This window comes from Pseudomonas sp. Pseusp15, from assembly GCF_059492165.1.
Map to the genome: position 1 here is coordinate 3,410,156 of NZ_CP168523.1, position 21,904 is coordinate 3,432,059.

The 21,904-nt window shown below is 58.4% G+C and carries 19 protein-coding genes, 2 tRNA genes and 2 rRNA genes; 13 read left to right on the top strand and 10 right to left on the bottom strand.

The window, feature by feature from the left end:
- Positions 1 to 7: 7 nt before the first annotated feature.
- From ACEN8R_RS15460 to ACEN8R_RS15475, 4 genes are all read right to left on the bottom strand, one after another.
- Positions 8 to 2,899: ribosomal RNA gene (locus ACEN8R_RS15460) — 23S ribosomal RNA — on the bottom strand.
- A 246-nt stretch (positions 2,900 to 3,145) separates the two neighbouring features.
- A tRNA-Ala gene (locus ACEN8R_RS15465) sits at positions 3,146 to 3,221 on the bottom strand.
- A gap of 29 nt (positions 3,222 to 3,250) precedes the next feature.
- A tRNA-Ile gene (locus tag ACEN8R_RS15470) sits at positions 3,251 to 3,327 on the bottom strand.
- Between the two features lie 163 nt (positions 3,328 to 3,490).
- Positions 3,491 to 5,029: ribosomal RNA gene (locus ACEN8R_RS15475) — 16S ribosomal RNA — on the bottom strand.
- The 16S and 23S rRNA genes sit together here with 2 tRNA genes alongside, the layout of an rRNA operon.
- 670 nt (positions 5,030 to 5,699) lie before the next feature.
- Between ACEN8R_RS15475 and rhtA the strand changes: the two genes are divergently transcribed.
- The 4 genes from rhtA (at position 5,700) to ACEN8R_RS15495 (ending at position 8,511) form a co-directional block, all read left to right on the top strand.
- On the top strand, positions 5,700 to 6,587 hold the full coding sequence (gene rhtA / locus ACEN8R_RS15480) for a threonine/homoserine exporter RhtA (RefSeq protein ID WP_018929954.1): 888 nt from the start codon (positions 5,700 to 5,702) through the stop codon (positions 6,585 to 6,587).
- A gap of 170 nt (positions 6,588 to 6,757) precedes the next feature.
- Positions 6,758 to 7,039: a hypothetical protein gene (locus ACEN8R_RS15485; protein WP_018929955.1), complete on the top strand. Its 282-nt coding sequence runs from the start codon at positions 6,758 to 6,760 to the stop codon at positions 7,037 to 7,039.
- Positions 7,040 to 7,138: 99 nt separating this feature from the next.
- On the top strand, positions 7,139 to 7,879 hold the full coding sequence (locus ACEN8R_RS15490) for an SDR family oxidoreductase (RefSeq protein ID WP_018929956.1): 741 nt from the start codon (positions 7,139 to 7,141) through the stop codon (positions 7,877 to 7,879).
- Positions 7,880 to 7,914: 35 nt separating this feature from the next.
- Positions 7,915 to 8,511, top strand: coding sequence for a 2-hydroxychromene-2-carboxylate isomerase (locus ACEN8R_RS15495; protein WP_495624186.1), 597 nt, complete (start codon positions 7,915 to 7,917; stop codon positions 8,509 to 8,511).
- Positions 8,512 to 8,557: 46 nt separating this feature from the next.
- Here ACEN8R_RS15495 and ACEN8R_RS15500 read toward each other — a convergent pair whose 3' ends face one another.
- From ACEN8R_RS15500 to ACEN8R_RS15515, 4 genes are all read right to left on the bottom strand, one after another.
- The gene (locus tag ACEN8R_RS15500; RefSeq protein ID WP_230139292.1) at positions 8,558 to 10,366 is read right to left on the bottom strand and encodes an aminopeptidase P family protein; all 1,809 of its coding nucleotides are present in this window, start codon (positions 10,364 to 10,366) and stop codon (positions 8,558 to 8,560) included.
- A 56-nt stretch (positions 10,367 to 10,422) separates the two neighbouring features.
- Complete coding sequence (locus ACEN8R_RS15505; RefSeq protein WP_086944687.1) at positions 10,423 to 11,589, bottom strand: cysteine desulfurase family protein; 1,167 nt, start codon at positions 11,587 to 11,589, stop codon at positions 10,423 to 10,425.
- A 205-nt stretch (positions 11,590 to 11,794) separates the two neighbouring features.
- The gene (locus tag ACEN8R_RS15510) at positions 11,795 to 12,406 is read right to left on the bottom strand and encodes a LysE family translocator (protein WP_018929960.1); all 612 of its coding nucleotides are present in this window, start codon (positions 12,404 to 12,406) and stop codon (positions 11,795 to 11,797) included.
- Positions 12,407 to 12,507: 101 nt separating this feature from the next.
- Positions 12,508 to 12,777: a hypothetical protein gene (locus ACEN8R_RS15515; protein ID WP_018929961.1), complete on the bottom strand. Its 270-nt coding sequence runs from the start codon at positions 12,775 to 12,777 to the stop codon at positions 12,508 to 12,510.
- A gap of 311 nt (positions 12,778 to 13,088) precedes the next feature.
- Here ACEN8R_RS15515 and ACEN8R_RS15520 point away from each other — a divergent pair, with 311 nt between their 5' ends.
- From ACEN8R_RS15520 to ACEN8R_RS15560, 9 genes are all read left to right on the top strand, one after another.
- A complete protein-coding gene (locus ACEN8R_RS15520) occupies positions 13,089 to 13,547 on the top strand; it encodes a VOC family protein (protein ID WP_018929962.1) in 459 nt (152 codons plus the stop codon).
- A gap of 261 nt (positions 13,548 to 13,808) precedes the next feature.
- Complete coding sequence (locus ACEN8R_RS15525) at positions 13,809 to 15,020, top strand: PepSY-associated TM helix domain-containing protein (protein WP_495624187.1); 1,212 nt, start codon at positions 13,809 to 13,811, stop codon at positions 15,018 to 15,020.
- Positions 15,017 to 15,559 carry a PA2404 family protein gene (locus ACEN8R_RS15530; RefSeq protein WP_064616800.1) on the top strand — a complete coding sequence of 181 codons (543 nt, stop codon included), beginning with the start codon at positions 15,017 to 15,019 and terminating at the stop codon, positions 15,557 to 15,559. Before ACEN8R_RS15525 ends, ACEN8R_RS15530 begins: the two co-directional genes overlap by 4 nt.
- The gene (locus ACEN8R_RS15535) at positions 15,556 to 15,876 is read left to right on the top strand and encodes a hypothetical protein (RefSeq protein ID WP_111454979.1); all 321 of its coding nucleotides are present in this window, start codon (positions 15,556 to 15,558) and stop codon (positions 15,874 to 15,876) included. Before ACEN8R_RS15530 ends, ACEN8R_RS15535 begins: the two co-directional genes overlap by 4 nt.
- Before the next feature lie 2 nt (positions 15,877 to 15,878).
- Entirely contained in the window at positions 15,879 to 16,451 is a 573-nt protein-coding gene (locus tag ACEN8R_RS15540; protein ID WP_018929966.1) for a DUF6162 family protein, read from the top strand.
- Positions 16,452 to 16,486: 35 nt separating this feature from the next.
- On the top strand, positions 16,487 to 17,413 hold the full coding sequence (locus tag ACEN8R_RS15545) for a metal ABC transporter substrate-binding protein (RefSeq protein ID WP_019582483.1): 927 nt from the start codon (positions 16,487 to 16,489) through the stop codon (positions 17,411 to 17,413).
- A complete protein-coding gene (locus ACEN8R_RS15550; RefSeq protein WP_495624188.1) occupies positions 17,410 to 18,153 on the top strand; it encodes a metal ABC transporter ATP-binding protein in 744 nt (247 codons plus the stop codon). The genes ACEN8R_RS15545 and ACEN8R_RS15550 overlap by 4 nt, the downstream gene beginning before the upstream one ends.
- On the top strand, positions 18,153 to 19,052 hold the full coding sequence (locus tag ACEN8R_RS15555) for a metal ABC transporter permease (protein WP_495624189.1): 900 nt from the start codon (positions 18,153 to 18,155) through the stop codon (positions 19,050 to 19,052). Before ACEN8R_RS15550 ends, ACEN8R_RS15555 begins: the two co-directional genes overlap by 1 nt.
- Positions 19,053 to 19,967 (top strand): metal ABC transporter substrate-binding protein, encoded by a 915-nt coding sequence (locus tag ACEN8R_RS15560; protein WP_495624190.1) that lies wholly within the window; start codon positions 19,053 to 19,055, stop codon positions 19,965 to 19,967.
- Between the two features lie 104 nt (positions 19,968 to 20,071).
- Here ACEN8R_RS15560 and ACEN8R_RS15565 read toward each other — a convergent pair whose 3' ends face one another.
- A complete protein-coding gene (locus ACEN8R_RS15565) occupies positions 20,072 to 20,299 on the bottom strand; it encodes an MbtH family protein (RefSeq protein WP_007934245.1) in 228 nt (75 codons plus the stop codon).
- Positions 20,300 to 20,380: 81 nt separating this feature from the next.
- Positions 20,381 to 21,793 carry an aspartate aminotransferase family protein gene (locus tag ACEN8R_RS15570; protein WP_111454986.1) on the bottom strand — a complete coding sequence of 471 codons (1,413 nt, stop codon included), beginning with the start codon at positions 21,791 to 21,793 and terminating at the stop codon, positions 20,381 to 20,383.
- Between the last annotated feature and the right edge of the window lie 111 nt (positions 21,794 to 21,904).

Below are 21,904 nucleotides of genomic sequence, written 5' to 3' on the forward strand. Positions count from 1 at the left end.
GTGTTATATGGTCAAGCCTCACGGGCAATTAGTATTGGTTAGCTCAACGCCTCACAGCGCTTACACACCCAACCTATCAACGTCGTAGTCTTCGACGGCCCTTCAGGGAGCTCAAGGCTCCAGTGAGATCTCATCTTGAGGCTAGTTTCCCGCTTAGATGCTTTCAGCGGTTATCTATTCCGAACATAGCTACCCGGCAATGCCACTGGCGTGACAACCGGAACACCAGAGGTTCGTCCACTCCGGTCCTCTCGTACTAGGAGCAGCCCCTCTCAAATCTCAAACGTCCACGGCAGATAGGGACCGAACTGTCTCACGACGTTCTAAACCCAGCTCGCGTACCACTTTAAATGGCGAACAGCCATACCCTTGGGACCGGCTTCAGCCCCAGGATGTGATGAGCCGACATCGAGGTGCCAAACACCGCCGTCGATATGAACTCTTGGGCGGTATCAGCCTGTTATCCCCGGAGTACCTTTTATCCGTTGAGCGATGGCCCTTCCATACAGAACCACCGGATCACTAAGACCTACTTTCGTACCTGCTCGACGTGTCTGTCTCGCAGTCAAGCGCGCTTTTGCCTTTATACTCTACGACCGATTTCCGACCGGTCTGAGCGCACCTTCGTACTCCTCCGTTACTCTTTAGGAGGAGACCGCCCCAGTCAAACTACCCACCATACACTGTCCTCGATCCGGATAACGGACCTGAGTTAGAACCTCAAAGTTGCCAGGGTGGTATTTCAAGGATGGCTCCACGCGAACTGGCGTCCACGCTTCAAAGCCTCCCACCTATCCTACACAAGCAAATTCAAAGTCCAGTGCAAAGCTATAGTAAAGGTTCACGGGGTCTTTCCGTCTAGCCGCGGATACACTGCATCTTCACAGCGATTTCAATTTCACTGAGTCTCGGGTGGAGACAGCGCCGCCATCGTTACGCCATTCGTGCAGGTCGGAACTTACCCGACAAGGAATTTCGCTACCTTAGGACCGTTATAGTTACGGCCGCCGTTTACCGGGGCTTCGATCAAGAGCTTCGCGTTAGCTAACCCCATCAATTAACCTTCCGGCACCGGGCAGGCGTCACACCCTATACGTCCACTTTCGTGTTTGCAGAGTGCTGTGTTTTTAATAAACAGTCGCAGCGGCCTGGTATCTTCGACCGGCGTGGGCTTACGCAGTAAATGCTTCACCCTCACCGGCGCACCTTCTCCCGAAGTTACGGTGCCATTTTGCCTAGTTCCTTCACCCGAGTTCTCTCAAGCGCCTTGGTATTCTCTACCCAACCACCTGTGTCGGTTTGGGGTACGGTTCCTGGTTACCTGAAGCTTAGAAGCTTTTCTTGGAAGCATGGCATCAACCACTTCGTGTTCTAAAAGAACACTCGTCATCAGCTCTCGGCCTTAGAATCCCGGATTTACCTAAGATTCCAGCCTACCACCTTAAACTTGGACAACCAACGCCAAGCTGGCCTAGCCTTCTCCGTCCCTCCATCGCAATAACCAGAAGTACAGGAATATTAACCTGTTTTCCATCGACTACGCTTTTCAGCCTCGCCTTAGGGACCGACTAACCCTGCGTCGATTAACGTTGCGCAGGAAACCTTGGTCTTTCGGCGTGGGTGTTTTTCACACCCATTGTCGTTACTCATGTCAGCATTCGCACTTCTGATACCTCCAGCAAGCTTCTCAACTCACCTTCACAGGCTTACAGAACGCTCCTCTACCGCATCACCTAAGTGATACCCGTAGCTTCGGTGTATGGTTTGAGCCCCGTTACATCTTCCGCGCAGGCCGACTCGACTAGTGAGCTATTACGCTTTCTTTAAAGGGTGGCTGCTTCTAAGCCAACCTCCTAGCTGTCTAAGCCTTCCCACATCGTTTCCCACTTAACCATAACTTTGGGACCTTAGCTGACGGTCTGGGTTGTTTCCCTTTTCACGACGGACGTTAGCACCCGCCGTGTGTCTCCCATGCTCGGCACTTGTAGGTATTCGGAGTTTGCATCGGTTTGGTAAGTCGGGATGACCCCCTAGCCGAAACAGTGCTCTACCCCCTACAGTGATACATGAGGCGCTACCTAAATAGCTTTCGAGGAGAACCAGCTATCTCCGAGCTTGATTAGCCTTTCACTCCGATCCACAGGTCATCCGCTAACTTTTCAACGGTAGTCGGTTCGGTCCTCCAGTCAGTGTTACCTAACCTTCAACCTGCCCATGGATAGATCGCCCGGTTTCGGGTCTATTCCCAGCGACTAGACGCCCTATTAAGACTCGCTTTCGCTACGCCTCCCCTATTCGGTTAAGCTCGCCACTGAAAATAAGTCGCTGACCCATTATACAAAAGGTACGCAGTCACCCAACAAAGTGGGCTCCCACTGCTTGTACGCATACGGTTTCAGGATCTATTTCACTCCCCTCTCCGGGGTTCTTTTCGCCTTTCCCTCACGGTACTAGTTCACTATCGGTCAGTCAGTAGTATTTAGCCTTGGAGGATGGTCCCCCCATATTCAGACAAAGTTTCTCGTGCTCCGTCCTACTCGATTTCATTGACAAGAGATTTTCGCGTACAGGGCTATCACCCACTATGGCCGCACTTTCCAGAGCGTTCCGCTAATCTCAAATCAACTTAAGGGCTAGTCCCCGTTCGCTCGCCACTACTAAGGGAATCTCGGTTGATTTCTTTTCCTCAGGGTACTTAGATGTTTCAGTTCCCCTGGTTCGCCTCTTGCACCTATGTATTCAGTACAAGATAACCATCTTATGATGGCTGGGTTCCCCCATTCAGACATCTCCGGATCAAAGTCTGTTTGCCGACTCCCCGAAGCTTTTCGCAGGCTACCACGTCTTTCATCGCCTCTGACTGCCAAGGCATCCACCGTATGCGCTTCTTCACTTGACCATATAACCCCAAGCAATCTGGTTATACTGTGAAGACGACATTCGCCGAAAATTCGCATGCTCAATTAAGAGCAACTCACAAATTTTACCTTAGCCTGATCCGTTACCAGTGAAAGTAACGTTCAGTCTATCTTTCTATCACATACCCAAATTTTTAAAGAACGATCTAGCCAAAGACTAGAAATCAACATTCACCATCATCACGATGGAATGCTCATTTCTAAGCTTTCAACAACAGAAGCAGTAGTGGTGGAGCCAAACGGGATCGAACCGTTGACCTCCTGCGTGCAAGGCAGGCGCTCTCCCAGCTGAGCTATGGCCCCGTATTTCTACAGGTATTCCAACACAAAATTGGTGGGTCTGGGCAGATTCGAACTGCCGACCTCACCCTTATCAGGGGTGCGCTCTAACCAACTGAGCTACAGACCCAATTTCGAGCTACTAAGGCCGACCTCACCCTGCTCTTTACCACACAGCATGGGGTGCGCTCTAACCAACACAGCTACAACCTGATACAGGCTGCTTCATATCGTCTTCTTCAATGAATCAAGCAATTCGTGTGGGAACTTATGGAGCAGCTGATGTCGTCGATTAAGGAGGTGATCCAGCCGCAGGTTCCCCTACGGCTACCTTGTTACGACTTCACCCCAGTCATGAATCACACCGTGGTAACCGTCCCCCCGAAGGTTAGACTAGCTACTTCTGGTGCAACCCACTCCCATGGTGTGACGGGCGGTGTGTACAAGGCCCGGGAACGTATTCACCGCGACATTCTGATTCGCGATTACTAGCGATTCCGACTTCACGCAGTCGAGTTGCAGACTGCGATCCGGACTACGATCGGTTTTGTGGGATTAGCTCCACCTCGCGGCTTGGCAACCCTCTGTACCGACCATTGTAGCACGTGTGTAGCCCAGGCCGTAAGGGCCATGATGACTTGACGTCATCCCCACCTTCCTCCGGTTTGTCACCGGCAGTCTCCTTAGAGTGCCCACCATTACGTGCTGGTAACTAAGGACAAGGGTTGCGCTCGTTACGGGACTTAACCCAACATCTCACGACACGAGCTGACGACAGCCATGCAGCACCTGTCTCAATGTTCCCGAAGGCACCAATCCATCTCTGGAAAGTTCATTGGATGTCAAGGCCTGGTAAGGTTCTTCGCGTTGCTTCGAATTAAACCACATGCTCCACCGCTTGTGCGGGCCCCCGTCAATTCATTTGAGTTTTAACCTTGCGGCCGTACTCCCCAGGCGGTCAACTTAATGCGTTAGCTGCGCCACTAAGAGCTCAAGGCTCCCAACGGCTAGTTGACATCGTTTACGGCGTGGACTACCAGGGTATCTAATCCTGTTTGCTCCCCACGCTTTCGCACCTCAGTGTCAGTATCAGTCCAGGTGGTCGCCTTCGCCACTGGTGTTCCTTCCTATATCTACGCATTTCACCGCTACACAGGAAATTCCACCACCCTCTACCATACTCTAGCTCGACAGTTTTGAATGCAGCTCCCAGGTTGAGCCCGGGGATTTCACATCCAACTTAACGAACCACCTACGCGCGCTTTACGCCCAGTAATTCCGATTAACGCTTGCACCCTCTGTATTACCGCGGCTGCTGGCACAGAGTTAGCCGGTGCTTATTCTGTCGGTAACGTCAAAACAATTACGTATTAGGTAACTGCCCTTCCTCCCAACTTAAAGTGCTTTACAATCCGAAGACCTTCTTCACACACGCGGCATGGCTGGATCAGGCTTTCGCCCATTGTCCAATATTCCCCACTGCTGCCTCCCGTAGGAGTCTGGACCGTGTCTCAGTTCCAGTGTGACTGATCATCCTCTCAGACCAGTTACGGATCGTCGCCTTGGTGAGCCATTACCTCACCAACTAGCTAATCCGACCTAGGCTCATCTGATAGCGCAAGGCCCGAAGGTCCCCTGCTTTCTCCCGTAGGACGTATGCGGTATTAGCGTTCGTTTCCGAACGTTATCCCCCACTACCAGGCAGATTCCTAGGCATTACTCACCCGTCCGCCGCTCGCCACCAGGTACAAGTACCCGTGCTGCCGCTCGACTTGCATGTGTTAGGCCTGCCGCCAGCGTTCAATCTGAGCCATGATCAAACTCTTCAGTTCAAACATCTTTGGGTTTTTAAGAAACCCTAAACTTGGCTCAGCAATCGTTGGTTACATCTTTGATTTCTCGCGGAGTAACTTGTGATGCTGATAATCTTGTTGACTATCAGTCTGACTCCACAAGCACCCACACGAATTGCTTGATTCAGTTGTTAAAGAGCGGTTGGTTAAGAGCTTTCGTCTCAACCGAGGCGCGCATTCTACAGCAGCCTCTGTTGCTGTCAAGCGGTTATTTTCAGAAGCTTTCAAAGTTTCCTTTGCAACTTCAACCACTTGCGCTTCCGATCTCTCGTTAGCGGGAGGCGAATTCTACAGCGTTAGTCGCTGCTGTCAACACCTCTTTTTCTCCGCTTTCGACCGAGAAGATCGAACCGTCAATAAGGCGACAATACCCTGCCTTACCAACTCCTTCTGGCTTCGATGAACTGAAGCGTAACCGCTGTCGAAAACTGCGTAACTCGTTGTTTACCAAGGAGTTTTCCGTTTCGACTGCGCCGGAAGTGGGGCGAATTATAGACGTCCAGAATCTGCCGTCAACCCCTGATTACGCTTTTCTATCAGGATGTTCAAAATCCCTGCTTATATATAGACGCAACCGCAACGAATGCGCAGTATATTGCCCAACACATTACACACTACTCTCGTTTCTCACCTCGGACGATGCCACGCAATGAATGACCACCCCCGCAGCCTTGCCTCGACCCTGTTCTCGGTAGGCCTGCTCTTGATAGCCATGGCATCGATCCAGTCCGGAGCCTCCCTGGCCAAAAGCATGTTCCCGGTTATCGGCGCTCAAGGGACCACCACCCTGCGGCTGATCTTCGCCAGCGTGATCATGCTGCTGCTATTGCGCCCATGGCGAGCGAAGCTCACCGCAAAATCCCTGCGCACGGTAATTGTCTATGGGATGGCGCTGGGCGGCATGAACTTCCTCTTCTATATGTCCTTGAACACTGTCCCTCTGGGTATCGCGGTAGCCCTGGAGTTCACCGGCCCATTAGCGGTCGCTATTTATGCCTCACGTCGGGCGATCGACTTTCTGTGGATCGCTCTGGCGGCAGTGGGTTTACTGCTGTTGATTCCAACTGGCGCCACGAGCGCAGGTATTGATCTGATTGGCGCAGGTTATGCCCTTGGCGCCGGTGTCTGCTGGGCGTTGTACATTCTGTTCGGCCAGAAGGCCGGTGCCGACAATGGCGTGCAGACCGCCGCATTGGGCGTGATGATTGCTGCACTGTTCGTAGCCCCCATCGGTATCGTCCATGCTGGTGCTGCGCTGCTGACACCCTCGCTGATTCCCGTGGCCATCGGGGTCGCGATTCTGTCCACTGCCCTGCCCTACACCCTGGAGATGGTCGCCCTCACACGGCTGCCGGCCCGGACCTTCGGCACATTGATGAGTATCGAGCCCGCGTTCGGTGCACTGTCCGGCCTGTTGTTCCTCCATGAATACCTTTCCCTGTCTCAGTGGATGGCAATCCTGTGCATCATTCTGGCGTCCGTCGGCGCAACCATGACCATGGGGAGCACCGCCAAGCCCGCAGTTGCGGCGGATTGATACGAGATTTGACGAGGGTCTAGTATTTACCGCTCATTTAGGCCATGTTTAGGCCACGTAACTCAGTGTCAGACATGGATTTTTTCAGATAGGGATATCAGAACGCTTCAAGCAAAAGCGAATGCAGGCAGACCCGGGCACAAAGATCCGGGGCCTCAATAAGGACAGCAATGAAACGAATTTTGATACTGATCGCCGTGCTTGCAGTTGCGGGCTGCGCGGCGACCTCGAAAACCCAGATCAAACACGGCAAGAAAGGGCTGCATATCAACTGTTCCGGGCTGTCGTCCTCCTGGGACCAGTGCTACACCAGCGCTGCCAACTCGTGCGCGCCCAAGGGTTACAAGGTGATTGCCAAGTCTGGGGATGCGGTCGAAGAGCCCGGAGATTATCCGTTTGGCCTTAACCCGGCCGGCTATACCAGCCGCAGCATGATCGTCATCTGCAAGTAATCCTCCAACCCTATTGGGCTTGCGTAGCCCGATAGGCGCCTCGCCCGGGATGCTGCTAACGTTCGTCAGTCACTGACCGTTCAGCAAAGGGCGACATCCATGACCACCGCTATCAATAGCAAGAAAATCGTATTGGTCGTCGGCGCAGGCGATGCCACCGGCGGCGCCATCGCCAAGCGTTTTGCCCGAGAAGGCTACGTCGCCTGCGTCACACGTCGCAGCGCAGACAAACTTCAGCCACTGGTAGATGCCATCACGATCAGCGGCGGCGAGGCTCATGGTTTTGCCTGCGATGCGCGCAAAGAAGAGGACGTGATTGCGCTCGTCGAGCAGATCGAAACCGCGATCGGCCCCATCGAAGCGTTCGTCTTCAATATCGGCGCCAATGTGCCCTGCAGTATTCTCGAAGAAACCGCTCGCAAGTATTTCAAGATCTGGGAAATGGCCTGTTTCTCAGGGTTTCTCAACGCTCGCGAAGTGGCCAAGCGCATGGTCACCCGCCAACGGGGCACGATCCTGTTCACCGGGGCCACCGCCGGTTTGCGCGGTGCCGCAGGTTTTGCTGCCTTCGCCGGCGCCAAGCACGGGATTCGCGCCCTGGCCCAAAGCATGGCCCGCGAACTGGGGCCGATGAACATCCACGTCGCCCATGTGGTGGTCGATGGTGCCATCGACACCGACTTTATCCGCGACAGATTTCCGGAAAAATACGCGACCAAGGATCAGGACGGCATCCTCAATCCCGAGCACATCGCCGAAAACTATTGGTACTTACACAGCCAGCCACGGGACGCCTGGACGTTCGAGCTGGATCTGCGCCCCTGGAGCGAACGCTGGTAAGCCTTCCCCTACGACAAAAAGAAGAGCACATCGACATGAGTAAAACCGTGGAGTTCTTTTTCGACCTCGGCAGCCCCGCCACCTACCTGGCCTACACCCAACTGCCGAAAATCTGCGCGCAGACCGATAGTCAGCTGATCTACAAACCGATGCTGCTGGGCGGCGTCTTCAAAGCCACCGGCAACGCCTCCCCGGTGACTATTCCGGCCAAGGGTCGCTACATGTTTCAGGACCTGGACCGCTATGCCAAGCGTTACGGTGTACCACTGAAGTTCAACCCGCACTTCCCCATCAATACCCTGATGTTGATGCGCGCGGTCACGGGTATGCAATTACGTCATCCCGAACGCTTTCAGGCGTTTATCGATTGCCTGTTTCACGCCCTGTGGGTGGAAGGGTGCAGCCTCGATGATCCCGCGACCGTTGCCGCCGTGCTGACGCAAAACGGTTTCGATCCGAATGAAGTGCTGGCACTGACCGCCGATGAGAACGTCAAAGCCGCCCTCAAGAAAAACACCGAGGAAGCAGTACAACGCGGTGTATTCGGCGCACCGAGCATGTTTGTCGGGAATCAACTGTTCTTCGGCCAGGATCGGCTGGACTTCGTCCTTGAAGCCCTGCGGGCACAATAGCCAGGCATGAGCCAGGCGCTGTTTCCAGCGCCTGAACTCAAGCCGATCAAATAGCCGCGGTCCGGGTGTTCAACCACTCAAGGGCCGCGCCATCGAGCAACGGGCTCAGGCGCTCGCGCACTTCGGCATGGTAGCCGTTGAACCACTGCTTTTCGTCTTCGGTCAGCAGCGACGGTTCCAGGCAACGGGTGTCGATCGGGCACAGGGTCAGGGTTTCGAACTTCAGGAATTCACCGAACTCGCTCTTGCCCGCCTCGCGGTTCAACACCAGGTTCTCGATCCGCACGCCCCAGCGGCCCGGACGGTAGGTGCCCGGTTCGATGGAAGTGATCATCCCTGGCTGCATTGCAGTTTGCGGCGCGGCTGCCGCCTGATAGGCGATCACTTGCGGGCCTTCGTGAACGTTGAGGAAGTAGCCGACGCCGTGACCGGTGCCATGACCGTAGTCGACACTTTCGGCCCAGATCGGTGCGCGGGCAATGGCGTCCAGCAACGGCGACAGAATGCCCCGCGGGAACTGCGCGCGGGAGAGTGCAATCACGCCTTTGAGTACGCGGGTGCAATCGCGCTTCTGCTCGTCAGTCGGCGTCCCCACCGGCACCATCCGCGTAATGTCGGTAGTGCCGCCCAAGTATTGGCCGCCGGAGTCGATCAGCAACAGGCCGTCACCCTCGATGACCGCGTGCTCTTCTTCGGTGGCGTGGTAATGCGGCATCGCACCGTTGGCGTTAAACGCAGCAATGGTGTTGAAGCTCAGTGACACATAATCCGGACGCCGGGTGCGGGCCGCGGTCAGGTGTTCGTCGATGGTCAGTTCGGTGATGCGCTCACGCCCCCATGCTGCCTCCAGCCAGGCGAAGAATTCGCACAGCGCCGCGCCATCCTGCTCCATGGCCCGACGGATGTGTTCGGCATCGGCCAGGCTTTTTTGTGACTTGGCCAGGGTGGTCGGGTTCAAGCCTTCGACCAGTTTCACATCACTGTTCAAGTTATCCAGCAGACCTGCCGTGACCCGCGCCGGATCGACTTGCAGGCTCGCGCCGCTTGGTATGGCGCGCAAGGCGGCGGCCACTTCGCTGTAATCGCGCAGGGTCACGCCGTCCTGTTCAAGGATGGCACGCAGCTCGGCGCTGACTTTACTCAGGGCGACGAACAAGGTGGCCTGTTGCTGGCTAATGAGCGCGAAGGACACAAACACCGGGTTGAACGACACATCGCCGCCGCGCAAGTTGAACAGCCAGGCGATGTCATCGAGGGTGGCGATGAAATGCCAGTCGGCACCGCGCTCTTTCAACACGTCACGCAGCTGGGCGAGTTTTTCGCCACGGCCGACGGTCGCCTGAGGCGGTAAGTGTTGATAAATCGGCTCGTTCGGCAAGCTCGGGCGATCACTCCAGACTTCGCTCAGCAAATCGATGTCAGTGCGCAGACGTGCGCCGCGTTCTTGGAGTTTGCAGCTCAGGGTACGCGCCGACGCCACGGCCATCACCGCGCCATCGACTGCGACGACACCGCCTTCAGGCGTTTGCTCGGCCAGCCAATCAAGCGGGCCGGGTTGACCCGGTTGCAGCTTGACCAGCTCGATACCGCTGCCCTTGAGTTCCTTGCTCGCTTGTTCCCAATAGCGGCTGTCGGCCCAGACGCCGGCGAAATCCGGTGTGACGATCAGCGTGCCGACCGAGCCATGGAAACCCGACAGCCACTGCCGCCCCTGCCAATAGCCCGGCAGGTATTCCGACAGGTGCGGGTCGGCCGACGGCACCAACAGAGCATGAATGCCCTCCCGGCTCATCAGCTCGCGGGTTTGCGCCAGGCGCCGGGGTACCAATCCATTGATCGAAGGCTGCGTACTCATCGTGTCTCCTGCTAACCACTTCATCATTATTGTTGGGTGCCGATCAGAGTCGGCGCTTAAGGACCTGTCGCCCAGAATGCCGGAGCACTGGCGGTGGCCGTTTTGATCAGGTGCGCAGCCTGGTCGATATCTTGCTCGGTGGTGAAACGCCCCAGGCTCAGGCGAATGGTGCGACTGGCCGAGCGCGCGTCATGCCCCAGCGCCAGCAGCACATGAGATGGCGCATTACTGGCGGAGTTGCAGGCCGACGTCGCGGAAAACGCGATCGAGGTGCTCAACACCGCGGAATTGAACTCACCTTCGTTGAAGGTCAGGCTCAGGGTATGGGGAATGCGTTGGGTCGGACTGCCATTGACGCGAATACCGGAAATGCTCAGCAGCTGATCGAGCAAGCGTTCACGCAGGCGCACGATGGTGGCTTTTTCTTCATCGAACAAAGCGGCCGCCAGTGCGAAAGCGGCGCCCATGGCTGCGATCTGGTGCGTCGCCAGAGTACCGGAACGCAACCCGCCCTCATGGCCGCCACCGTGGATCTGCGCCTGCAGGCGCTGTTGCGCACGAGGCCCGACGTACAGCGCGCCGATGCCTTTGGGGCCGTAGACCTTATGCGCCGAGAACGACATCAGATCCACCGGCCACCGGGCCAGGTCGATCGCTACTTTGCCCGCGCCCTGAGCCGCGTCAACGTGGAACAACGCATCGCGATCACGCACCACCTGGCCGATGGCCGGGATGTCGTTGACGGTGCCCAGTTCGTTATTGACCAGCATCAGCGACACCAGAAAGGTGTCTTCGCGCATCGCCTCGCTGACTGCTTGCGGAGTTATCAGGCCTTCGGCATCGGGCACCAGATACGTCACGGCAATGCCGGCATCCTGCAATTGTTTGGCGGTGTCGAGAATTGCCTTGTGTTCAATCTGGCTGGTGATGATATGGCCGCCGGACACACCGCGGGCCTGGGTAACGCCCTTGAGTGCCAGGTTGTTGGATTCGGTGGCTCCGGAGGTCCAGACGATCTGCTCGGCCTGGGCGCCCACCAGTTCGGCGACCTGGCGCCGTGCGTGCTCGACCGATTGCCGGGCCTGTTGACCGAAGGCGTGGGAGCTGGACGCTGGATTGCCGAAGTTACCCGTGAAACCCAGACACTCGACCATCACCTTGATGACCCGCTCATCCACCGGCGTGGTGGCGGCGTAGTCGAAATACAACGGACGTTTATTCATAGAAGACTCGCAGAGCGTGTTCCGGGATCAGGAAGCTCGTCACTGGAAATATCAAAGCGCCGCCTTATGAGCGGCGCCGAATTTGCAGAACGATAGCAATACCTGATCGGAGGCCGTTAAAGAAGAACAACTTCATTTAAAAGTGCGTAGGAACGCTCCTGAAGTCGAGCTTAACAGGCATCAGGCAACCGGTTGAAGCAATGCGTCAGCTAAAACTTTCAAGCAACAACGGATACATGGAAGCCACCAGCAACGAGGCCATGCCCCAGTTGAACAGGCGTAGCCAGCGGCGATCGCGCAGCACATTGCGCAACAGCGTGCCACAACCGGCCCACACACCGACGCTCGGCAGGTTGATCAGAGCGAAGACCGCGGCAATCACAATCACATTGGTGAAATAGCCCTGCATCGGCGTGTAGGTGCTGATGGCACCGATGGCCATGATCCAGGCCTTGGGGTTGACCCATTGAAACGCCGCCGCGCCCAAATAACTGATCGGCTTGCCCTCGCCCTGCTCCCCCTCGGCGACCGGCCCGGAATGCGCAATCTTCCAGGCCAGGTACAGCAAATACGCCGCGCCGACATAACGCAGCACGGTGTAAAGCAGTGGATAGGTTTGAAACACCGTGCCCAGGCCGAAACCGACGGCCACCACCAACACGAAGAAGCCACAGGTAATGCCCAGCATGTGAGGGATGGTGCGGCTAAAGCCGAAATTCACGCCCGAGGCCAGCAACATGGTGTTGTTCGGGCCGGGGGTGATCGAGGTGACAAGGGCGAACAGGGCAAAGCCCAGCAGCAGGTCGAGCGAGAGCATGGGGGGCAGTCCATCAGAGTCAGTCAGGTGTTGACCCTATCGCACGCCTTGAGGGAAACCCATGGACAGTTGCGTGAAAGTTAGAGCAGTACAGTTGTCGCTCAGCTTTGGCGACCGTGCATCTGTACTGTGCGCTCGGCGTTCATCTCGCCTTGCTTGTCAAAACTGATCGATTTGGTCGGCTGGCCGAGCAATTCGGCTTTCTTCGCGTGGTACTCCTCGAAGGACAAGCCCCGACGGTTCAAGGCTTCCAGCGCCAGTTCCCGGGTTTCTTCAGCGGTGTAGGGGCGTAGTTCCGGTGAAACATGACTGGCACATCCGGCGAGGACGGAAACGGCGAGCAACAGAAAAGTGGTGAGTAGAGTTTTCATTTCGAAAGTCCGGATAGCTGGGTTCGGGGCAATGAACACAGGCTACCGACGCGCCCCGACGGGCAGAAATCAATGCTCTCGATAGTGGGTATCGGGAATTGGTGAACTGGCAGTGAACAAGCGTCGCGCCACAGAGAACCTGTCGATCCAGGTTCTTACCGCTGATGCACCAAAATTGCAGTGCGGCGCGTTGTCGTGACTGCGGCTACTCGTCGGGCACTCAGTTGTGGCGAAGGGGTTGACCTATAGTTATCCGACCGGAAAACGGCGAAGGAACACCTTAACTCCACAACAATAAAGGGAGAACCGTCATGAGCGTCAAACCTATTCCAGAGGGTTATCACAGCATCACCCCTTATCTGGGCATTCAAAAAGCTGCCGAAGCCATCGACTTCTACAAGAAAGCCTTTGGCGCCACCGAAGTCATGCGCCTGGCCATGCCCGACGGCGGCATCGGGCACGCCGAACTGCGTATCGGCGATAGCCCGATCATGCTGGGCACACCCTGTGACCAAGGGCCTTTGAGCAACCCGGACAAATCGCCGTCCGTGGGCCTGCATTTGTATGTGAACGATGTGGACAAGTCCTATAAACAGGCCATCAATGCCGGTGCCACGGTGGTGTCCGAGGTCAAGGATCAGTTTTATGGCGACCGCACGGGGACCTTGAAGGATCCCTATGGGCATGTGTGGTTTCTGGCCACGCGCAAGGAGGATCTGACGCAGGAACAGATCGAACAGCGGGCGAAGGAGATGTTCAAGCAGGGTTGATAGCTTCGGTATGTGATCAGCCCCCATCGCGAGCAGGCTCGCGATGGGGGCATCACATTCAACATCAATATTGGCTGTTCCCACACAGCGCAGAAACACGAAACATTTACTTTCATATCCCCTTTCGGGATTTCCGATGCTCATACGTCTTATTTAGATGCAGCCGGTCGCGTAGGCAAAAGCCACGACCGGGCCTTTCATGGACCTCAACGCTGGGAAGCCCGCAGCAGAGGTCCTCTCATCGAAACAAGACCTTTAATCATGTCGAAGAAATCCCGCTCAAAACTCTGGTTTCTGGTCCATAGCTGGCTGGCCCTGCCCATCTGGTTCTTTGTATTGATCGTCTGTGTGACCGGCACATTGGCGGTGGTCAGTCAGGAAATCGTCTGGCTGGCCAACCCGCAAATGCGCGCCAGCCCGCCTTCGGACGACGCGCCGCTGCTCAGCTATGACCAGATCATCGCCGCCATCAAAAAGGCCGAGCCCCAAACGCTGGTCGAAAGTATCAACCGTCCCGACGAGTCGCATTTCGCCCTGGACGTGAAGGTCAGCTACCCGGACGGACGCTCGGTGACGGTCTATGTGAACCCCTACAGCGGGGCGATTCAGGGCACCGCTCCACCCTTCAACTTCCAGGCCTTCACTCGCGCGCTGCATGGCTGGTGGCTGGTGCCATTCACCAACGGCTACAGCTGGGGCTGGTATCTGGTGTCGTTCCTCGGCTTGCCGATGCTGGTTTCACTGGTGACGGGGCTCGTGGTCTACAAACGGTTCTGGAAAGGCTTCTTGCGACCGACCCTGCGCATTCGTCATGGCGCGCGGATTTTCTGGGGCGACTTTCACCGGCTCAGCGGCATCTGGTCGATCTGGTTCATTGCGGTGATTTCCGTCACCAGCACCTGGTTCATGATTGAAGCGATCCTGTCCGATAACCACATTTCGATTTCCACCGCGCCGGTCGCCCCCGTCGTCCCGCGTGAGAGCGTGCCGCTCACCGTCGATGGCGCACCGGCGCCGATGATCAGCCTGGAAAGCGCGATCCGCGAGGCCAAGGAACGCATTCCTGGCCTGGAAGACAGCTCTGTCAGCCTCCCCGCCAATGCCTATAGCCATCTTTTGGTGAGCGGGCGCAGTTGGTACCCGTTGATCTACCAGAGCGCCGAGGTCAACCCTTACACCGGTGACATTTCCACCACGCGCCTGCTGTCGGATCGTTCGGGTCTGGAGCTGGTGACCGAATCCATGCGTCCGCTGCACACCGGCGATTTCGGCGGTATCTGGATCAAGCTGATCTGGTTCTTCTTTGGTCTGATCCTGAGCATGATGGTCCTCAGCGGCCTGTTGATCTGGACCAAACGCACCGCCCTGGCCACGGCCAATGCGCTCAAGCGCAGCAACAAGCGTCCACGGGCTGCGCTGACCGGCCAGCCGGCCCCGGCCATGAGCCGCGAAGCCACGGAGGGCAGCCGATGAGCCAGGTCGCAGCAGAAAAACCACGCTCGCCGCTAAGCCGCTTCTGGCACACATGGCGTTTCCACATCAACGTGCTGCTGTTGCTGGTGCCGCTGGGATTCATGCCCAAATACTTCGCCGACGCAGCGCTGTTTCGCGGAGACACCGGCCTGGGTGAGCGTGAAGTCGGAGAAGTTCAGGTCGGCCCCTGGAGCCTGCGCCTGGCTGAATTACGCAACGCTGCCCCGGTATCCGATGGCCCTGCCGGCTACTTGAAGTCCTTCAATGCTGCGCTCTGCGACAGCTGTCGCGATCAGGTCAAGGCGACTTACCTGCGCATTGGCAAACCGCGCAGCCTGCGCGCCGCCGGGGTGATTTTCTTTGGCACGCCCTACCACATGGGCGCCGCGCTACCGGTACCCGAAAAGACCAAAAACGACGCTGAACTGTGGATCACCATGGAAGGCTGGGACGGCGCCATGCATCAAGCCTCCATCCCCCTGAGCCAGGCGTCGCCGGCCACCGTCGCATGGCTGAACAGACAAGGAGGCAAACCATGACCAGCGTTTTTCGCCCCGTTTTACTGGTGCTCTGCACCGTCTTCAGCACCAGCGCTCTGGCCCACAACCCGATGTGCGAGTGCAAGGCCATCGACGCCGAACAGATCCGTTGCACCGGTGGTTTCTCCGACGGCAGCGGCGCGCCGGGCGTGACCCTGGATGTGATCGGCTACGATGAAACCATTCTGGTGCCAGGCAAGCTCGGCACCGATTCGACCCTGACGTTCAAGAAGCCCGGCGCTGAATTCTACGTGCTGTTCGACGCCGGTCCCGGCCACGTGGTCGAGATCGACCAAGCCGACATCGAGGCGCCCTGAGCATGAGCACGCCAACCACCCAAGTGGTGCGCCCGGCCGGAGCCGGCCATGAAACCCTCTATGTGTTGCTGTTGTGCCTGATGATCCTGGCGGTGGCCGGCTCGGTAGTCGCCTGGCGCGGCGAGTCCCGGGAAGTGAGCAGCGTCGGCAGCCATCAACTGGATGCCCGCCGCGACCTGAGCGCATCCGAGCAAGGTATTTACGCAGACCTGCGGGTCACGCTGGATGAAATCCATCTGTTGCGCGAGGAACAGCAAGCGCTGCCCACACCCGCCACCCTCGCCGAGGAAGGTTTCGCGCCGTTTGCCCAAGACGCCAGTTCTGTCAGTCGAGGCGGTCATGCCTGGCAATTGCTGGACGCCAAGGCGTACTTCGGCCAGAGCCAGGCACCCACCGTGGCCGGCTCATTCCTGATGCGTTTGACTGCTGACGACGATGCGCCAGACGTCTGGCTCAACCGCGGCAAAGCCCTCGCGCGCCCGGCTGATCTGACTGACGCCGCGCTGGAAAGCGCTGGCTGGCAGCAGATCGTCGCGCAGTTCGATGCCGGGGTCACCCGCCAGCATCGGCACTGAACCCTCGCCCTCACCCGAGAGAAGACCGCTTTCCCATGCCTAGTTCATCTCAACGTCGTTTTTTGCGCCTGCTGCTGGTCGGCCTGCTTGCCTGTTTGCTGACGCCTCTGGCCAGTGCCGACGAAGCCAAGCGCCTGCGAATCGGCATCACCCTGCACCCTTATTACAGCTACGTGGCCAATATCGTCGGCGACAAGGCCGAAGTGGTGCCGTTGATCCCGGCCGGTTTCAACCCGCACGCCTATGAGCCCCGCGCCGAGGACATCAAACGCATCAGCGGGCTCGACGTGATCGTGCTCAACGGTGTGGGCCATGACGACTTCGCCGACCGCATGATCGCCGCCAGCGAAACCCCGAATATCAAAGTGATCGAAGCCAACGAAAACGTGCCACTGCTGGCCGCCACCGGTGTCGCCGCTCGCGGTGCCGGTAAAGTGGTCAACCCGCACACGTTCTTGTCGATCAGCGCTTCGATTGCCCAGGTCAACAACATTGCCCGCGAGTTGGGCAAGCTCGACCCGGCCAACGCTAAAACCTACACCCAGAATGCCCGCGCCTACGGTAAGCGCCTGCGGCAGATGCGCGCCGATGCCCTGGCCAAACTGACCCAGGCGCCGAACGCCGAGCTGCGCGTGGCCACGGTCCATGCCGCCTACGACTATCTGCTGCGCGAGTTCGGCCTGGAAGTCACTGCCGTGGTCGAGCCGGCCCACGGCATCGAACCCAGCCCCAGCCAACTGAAAAAGACCATCGATCAACTGCGGGAGCTGGACGTGAAAGTGATCTTCTCGGAGATGGATTTCCCGTCCACTTACGTCGAAACCATCCAGCGCGAATCGGGGGTGAAGCTGTATCCGCTGTCGCACATTTCCTATGGCGAATACACCGCCGACAAGTACGAAAAGGAAATGACCGGCAACCTCAATACCGTGGTTCGGGCGATTCAGGAGTCTGGCGCATGACCGCTCAAGAAACCCTGACCGTACAAAGCGCCGGCCCGACCCTCGACTTCGCCGAAGTCAGCCTGACGCTGGGGCGCACGACCATCCTCGACAACGTAACTTTTCAGGTCCGGCCCGGCAGCGTGCATGCCCTGGTCGGCCCCAACGGTGGCGGCAAGAGTTCGCTGATCAAGACCCTGCTCGGGCAGATGCCGCATCAGGGCCGTTTGAGCCTGCAATGGCCCGACGAACCGGGGACGATCGGCTACGTGCCGCAAGCGCTGGAGTTTGATCGCGGTTTGCCGATGACCGTCGACGACTTCATGGCGGCCATGTGTCAGCGACGTCCAGCGTTCCTCGGTTTGAGCAAGCATTACGCAACAGCCATTGGCGAGGCGCTGGAACGGGTCGGCATGCAGGACAAACGCAAACGGCGCATGGGCGCGTTGTCCGGCGGCGAACGCCAGCGGGTTTTGTTGGCCCAAGGGCTGATTCCGGCGCCGCAATTGCTGGTGCTCGACGAACCGATGTCGGCCCTCGACGAGGCTGGCATTCAAGTGTTCGAACGGCTGCTGGGCGGTTGGCGCCAGAGCGGCATCACCGTGCTGTGGATCGAGCATGATCTGGAAGCGGTCGGGCGTCTGGCGGACCGGGTCACCGGGCTCAATCGCCGGGTGTTGTTCGATGCCACGCCGAAACAGGCGCTGACCCCGGAGCGACTGCTGACCTTGTTCTCGACCCATCCCCGGAGCGCTGCCTGATGAGCTACGAAGCCTTTCGTTTGATGGTCCAGGGTTGGGCCTCGTCGGGTTACCTGCCGGAAGCGCTGGCCTATGGATTTGTGGTCAACGCCCTGCTCGCTGGATTGCTGATCGGCCCGGTGCTGGGCGGTTTGGGCACGCTGGTGGTGGTCAAGCGCTTCGCATTTTTCTCCGAAGCGGTGGGTCACGCGGCGTTGACTGGCGTGGCCATCGGCATTCTGCTCGGTGAACCTTACACCGGGCCTTATGGCAGCCTGTTCGGTTACTGCCTGCTGTTCGGGATTTTGCTGAACTACCTGCGCAACCGCACGGGTCTGGCGCCGGATACATTGATCGGCGTGTTTCTGTCGGTGTCGTTGGCGCTGGGCGCGAGCCTGCTGTTGATTCTGGCGGGCAAGATCAATGTGCACATTCTGGAAAACGTGCTGTTCGGCTCGGTACTGACGGTCAACGGCAACGACCTGCTGGTGTTGGCCATCGTCGGCTCGCTGGTCATGGCACTGGCCCTGCCGCTGTACAACCGCATCATGCTCGCCAGTTTCAACCCGCAACTGGCGGCGGTACGTGGCGTGGCGGTGAAAACCCTGGACTACCTGTTCGTGATCCTGGTGACGCTGATCACGGTGGCAGCGGTGAAAGTCATCGGCGCGATTCTGGTCGGCGCCCTGCTGGTGATTCCAGCGGCGGCCGCGCGGTTGCTCAGCCAGTCGTTGAAGGGTTTTTTCTGGTGTTCGGTGCTGATTGCCACGGTGAGCACCTTGTGCGGAATTCTCGCGCCGATTGTCTTTGACCTGCCCATCCCGTCCGGTGCCGCGATCATTCTGGTGGCCGGTATCTCCTTCGCCCTGGCCGCGATCGCTCGCGGCATCCTCCCCAGCCTGAAAGGGAACCTCGGATAAATGTGCTTTTCTCTGCGTCAACTGACCCTGGCATTGACCTTCACATTGCCCCTGTGCGGTCTGGCCAATACTTGCGCTGCGGCGGACAGCGCCAAACCGCTGCACGTGCTGGCGTCCTTGCCGATCACCTATGGTCTGGGCGAAGTGTTGCTCAAAGGCACCGAAATCAAACTGGAACGGGCCGCTCCAGAGAATCTGCCCGGCAGCCGACAGACCGCCTATTTCACCGGTCGTGGCGCTCCGGCGCTGGCCAAGCTGGCGACCGACGCCGATGCCGTGATTGGTCTGCGTTCCCTGTGGGCGGATGATCCGCTGTACCCGATATCCCGGCGCAGCAATATTCGTATCGTCGAAGTCGACGCCGCCCGCCCGGTGGACGGCGCCCTTCCCGGCATCGCCGTGCAGCCCGGCAGCAAGGTCGACGGGTTGAACAGCCAGCCGTGGCTTTCCAGCAACAACATGGGGCGCATGGCAGACGTGATGGCGGCGGACCTGGTGCGCCTGGCGCCGGCGGCCAAACCGACCATCGAGGCCAATCTCGCAGCGCTCAAGCAGCGCCTGCTCAAGCTCAGTGCCGACAGCGAAGCGCGGCTGGCCAGTGCCGATAACCTGAGCGTGATGAGCCTGAGCGATCATTTCGGCTACCTGATCGGCGGCCTCAACCTGGAGCTGATCGGCCTCGATGCACGGCCAGATGCCGAGTGGACGCCTGAAGCGCTCAAGCAGTTGAGTGCGACGCTCAAGGACCATGACGTGGCGGTGGTGTTGCATCATCGACAGCCGTCGGAGGCGGTGAAAGCGGCGATCTCGCAGTCAGGCAGTCGGTTGGTGGTGTTGAGTGTCGATGCGGCGGATCCGGTGGCCGAGCTGGAAGGGAATGTGGATCAAGTGATCAAGGGGTTGAGCGGGGCATAACGTCGGTTAAACCCGCGATGGCAGCCGCGCAGACAACAGAGATTTCAAACGTGAAAAACCCGCTGACCGTCACCGGTTCAGCGGGTTTCTTTTTGCGCGGCGACTCAGTGAGCCACGGCCGCCTGCTCTTCCATTTTCTGGCGCAGGCTCAGTGGACGCATGTCAGTCCAGACCTCTTCGATGTAGGCCAGGCATTCCTTTTTCAGGCCGCTCTTGCCCACGGTGCGCCAGCCTTGTGGCACGGCTTTGTAGTCGGGCCAGATCGAGTATTGCTCTTCGTGGTTGACCACGACCTGAAAGAGGATGTCCTCGCGGTCGAATACTGACGTCATGCTGTCTCTCCATCGCTATAGGGTGGGCTGCACACCGCGCGCAGCCGTTATGTAGAAGGAACGTTAAAGGCGCTGAAAAATTTAGAGGCTGGCGACGGCTGCGGCCATGGCCCTGCCGAAAATGTCGGCCACCCGATCGATTTCGGCAGCGGTGATCACCAACGGCGGCAGGAAACGCACGACACCGCCATGACGCCCGCCCAGCTCGAGGATTAACCCACGCTTGAGACATTCGCGCTGCACCAACGACGCCAGACGACCGAATACCGGTGGATGGCCTTGAGCGTCCGGCGCACCAGCCGGGTCGACCAATTCGACACCCAGCATCAAGCCACGTCCGCGAATGTCGCCCAGCTGCGGGAAGTCCCGCTGCAGGATGTGCAGGTGTTCGCTCAAGCGCTCGCCCATGGTGGCGGCGTGCTCGCAAACCTTGTGTTCGGTCAGGTAGCGCATCACCGCAGAGCCTGCGGCCATGGCCATCTGATTACCGCGGAAGGTTCCGGCATGGGCACCCGGCAGCCAGGTGTCGAGCCATTCGCGATAGACCACCACTGCCAGCGGCAGGCTGCCGCCGATGGCCTTGGACATCACCACCACGTCCGGAATGATTCCGGCGTGCTCGAAGGCGAACATCTTGCCGGTGCGGGCAAAGCCGCTCTGAATCTCATCGACGATCAGCGCCACGCCGGCCTGCTCGGTGATGCGCCGCAAACCGCGCAGCCAGTCGAGATCGGCCGGAATCACCCCGCCCTCGCCCTGCACCACTTCGACGATCACCGCAGCCGGCAGTTGCACGCCAGCCTCTGGATCGTTCAGCAGGTTCTCCAGGTAATTCAGGTTGACCTGCACTCCCTGCACACCACCGAGACCGAACGGGCAACGGTAATCGTAGGGATACGGCATGAACTGCACGCCATTGCCGAGCAAGGCACCCAACGGCTTTTTCGGTCCCAGACTGCCCATCAGGCTCAGCGCGCCCTGACTCATGCCGTGGTAACCGCCCTGGAACGACAAGACGGTGCTGCGCCCGGTGGCGGTACGCACCAGCTTCAGCGCGGCTTCCACGGCATCGGTGCCAGTGGGGCCACAGAACTGAATCTTCGCTTCAGCGGCCAATGCCGGCGGCAGCAGGCCGAACAGGTCCTGGACAAACCGGTCCTTGACCGGCGTGGTCAGGTCGAGGGTGTGCAGCGGCAGTTCATCGCTCAGCACTTGCTGGATCGCTTCGATCACCACCGGATGGTTGTGCCCCAGGGCCAGGGTCCCGGCACCGGCCAGGCAATCGATGAAACAACGGCCTTCGACGTCTTCGACATAAATGCCCTTGGCACGCTTGAGTGCCAGGGGTATGCGTCGCGGGTAGCTGCGGGCGTTCGATTCCTGTTGGCTCTGACGGGCCAGCAGCGGCGATTCGTTGAACTGATAAAGCGTCTCGGCAGGCGTCGGGGCAATCCGGGCCGGCTGATCTTCGATAAGGCTGGTAGCGACTGACATCTCTCGACCCCTGTTGATAGTGACCAAAACTGCACACCGGGCAGGTGCGCATTCCGTTCACGGGGCGCACTTGCAGGTTTTCCTGTTCTGGAAACGCATCAAGGGCTCGAG

What these genes read in the sequence shown, in the direction of transcription:
- rhtA (WP_018929954.1), top strand. Translation starts at nt 5,700, where the DNA reads ATGAATGACCACCCCCGCAGCCTTGCCTCGACCCTGTTCTCGGTAGGC.
- ACEN8R_RS15485 (WP_018929955.1), top strand. Translation starts at nt 6,758, where the DNA reads ATGAAACGAATTTTGATACTGATCGCCGTGCTTGCAGTTGCGGGCTGC.
- ACEN8R_RS15490 (WP_018929956.1), top strand. Translation starts at nt 7,139, where the DNA reads ATGACCACCGCTATCAATAGCAAGAAAATCGTATTGGTCGTCGGCGCA.
- ACEN8R_RS15495 (WP_495624186.1), top strand. Translation starts at nt 7,915, where the DNA reads ATGAGTAAAACCGTGGAGTTCTTTTTCGACCTCGGCAGCCCCGCCACC.
- ACEN8R_RS15500 (WP_230139292.1), bottom strand. Translation starts at nt 10,366, where the DNA reads ATGAGTACGCAGCCTTCGATCAATGGATTGGTACCCCGGCGCCTGGCG.
- ACEN8R_RS15505 (WP_086944687.1), bottom strand. Translation starts at nt 11,589, where the DNA reads ATGAATAAACGTCCGTTGTATTTCGACTACGCCGCCACCACGCCGGTG.
- ACEN8R_RS15510 (WP_018929960.1), bottom strand. Translation starts at nt 12,406, where the DNA reads ATGCTCTCGCTCGACCTGCTGCTGGGCTTTGCCCTGTTCGCCCTTGTC.
- ACEN8R_RS15515 (WP_018929961.1), bottom strand. Translation starts at nt 12,777, where the DNA reads ATGAAAACTCTACTCACCACTTTTCTGTTGCTCGCCGTTTCCGTCCTC.
- ACEN8R_RS15520 (WP_018929962.1), top strand. Translation starts at nt 13,089, where the DNA reads ATGAGCGTCAAACCTATTCCAGAGGGTTATCACAGCATCACCCCTTAT.
- ACEN8R_RS15525 (WP_495624187.1), top strand. Translation starts at nt 13,809, where the DNA reads ATGTCGAAGAAATCCCGCTCAAAACTCTGGTTTCTGGTCCATAGCTGG.
- ACEN8R_RS15530 (WP_064616800.1), top strand. Translation starts at nt 15,017, where the DNA reads ATGAGCCAGGTCGCAGCAGAAAAACCACGCTCGCCGCTAAGCCGCTTC.
- ACEN8R_RS15535 (WP_111454979.1), top strand. Translation starts at nt 15,556, where the DNA reads ATGACCAGCGTTTTTCGCCCCGTTTTACTGGTGCTCTGCACCGTCTTC.
- ACEN8R_RS15540 (WP_018929966.1), top strand. Translation starts at nt 15,879, where the DNA reads ATGAGCACGCCAACCACCCAAGTGGTGCGCCCGGCCGGAGCCGGCCAT.
- ACEN8R_RS15545 (WP_019582483.1), top strand. Translation starts at nt 16,487, where the DNA reads ATGCCTAGTTCATCTCAACGTCGTTTTTTGCGCCTGCTGCTGGTCGGC.
- ACEN8R_RS15550 (WP_495624188.1), top strand. Translation starts at nt 17,410, where the DNA reads ATGACCGCTCAAGAAACCCTGACCGTACAAAGCGCCGGCCCGACCCTC.
- ACEN8R_RS15555 (WP_495624189.1), top strand. Translation starts at nt 18,153, where the DNA reads ATGAGCTACGAAGCCTTTCGTTTGATGGTCCAGGGTTGGGCCTCGTCG.
- ACEN8R_RS15560 (WP_495624190.1), top strand. Translation starts at nt 19,053, where the DNA reads ATGTGCTTTTCTCTGCGTCAACTGACCCTGGCATTGACCTTCACATTG.
- ACEN8R_RS15565 (WP_007934245.1), bottom strand. Translation starts at nt 20,299, where the DNA reads ATGACGTCAGTATTCGACCGCGAGGACATCCTCTTTCAGGTCGTGGTC.
- ACEN8R_RS15570 (WP_111454986.1), bottom strand. Translation starts at nt 21,793, where the DNA reads ATGTCAGTCGCTACCAGCCTTATCGAAGATCAGCCGGCCCGGATTGCC.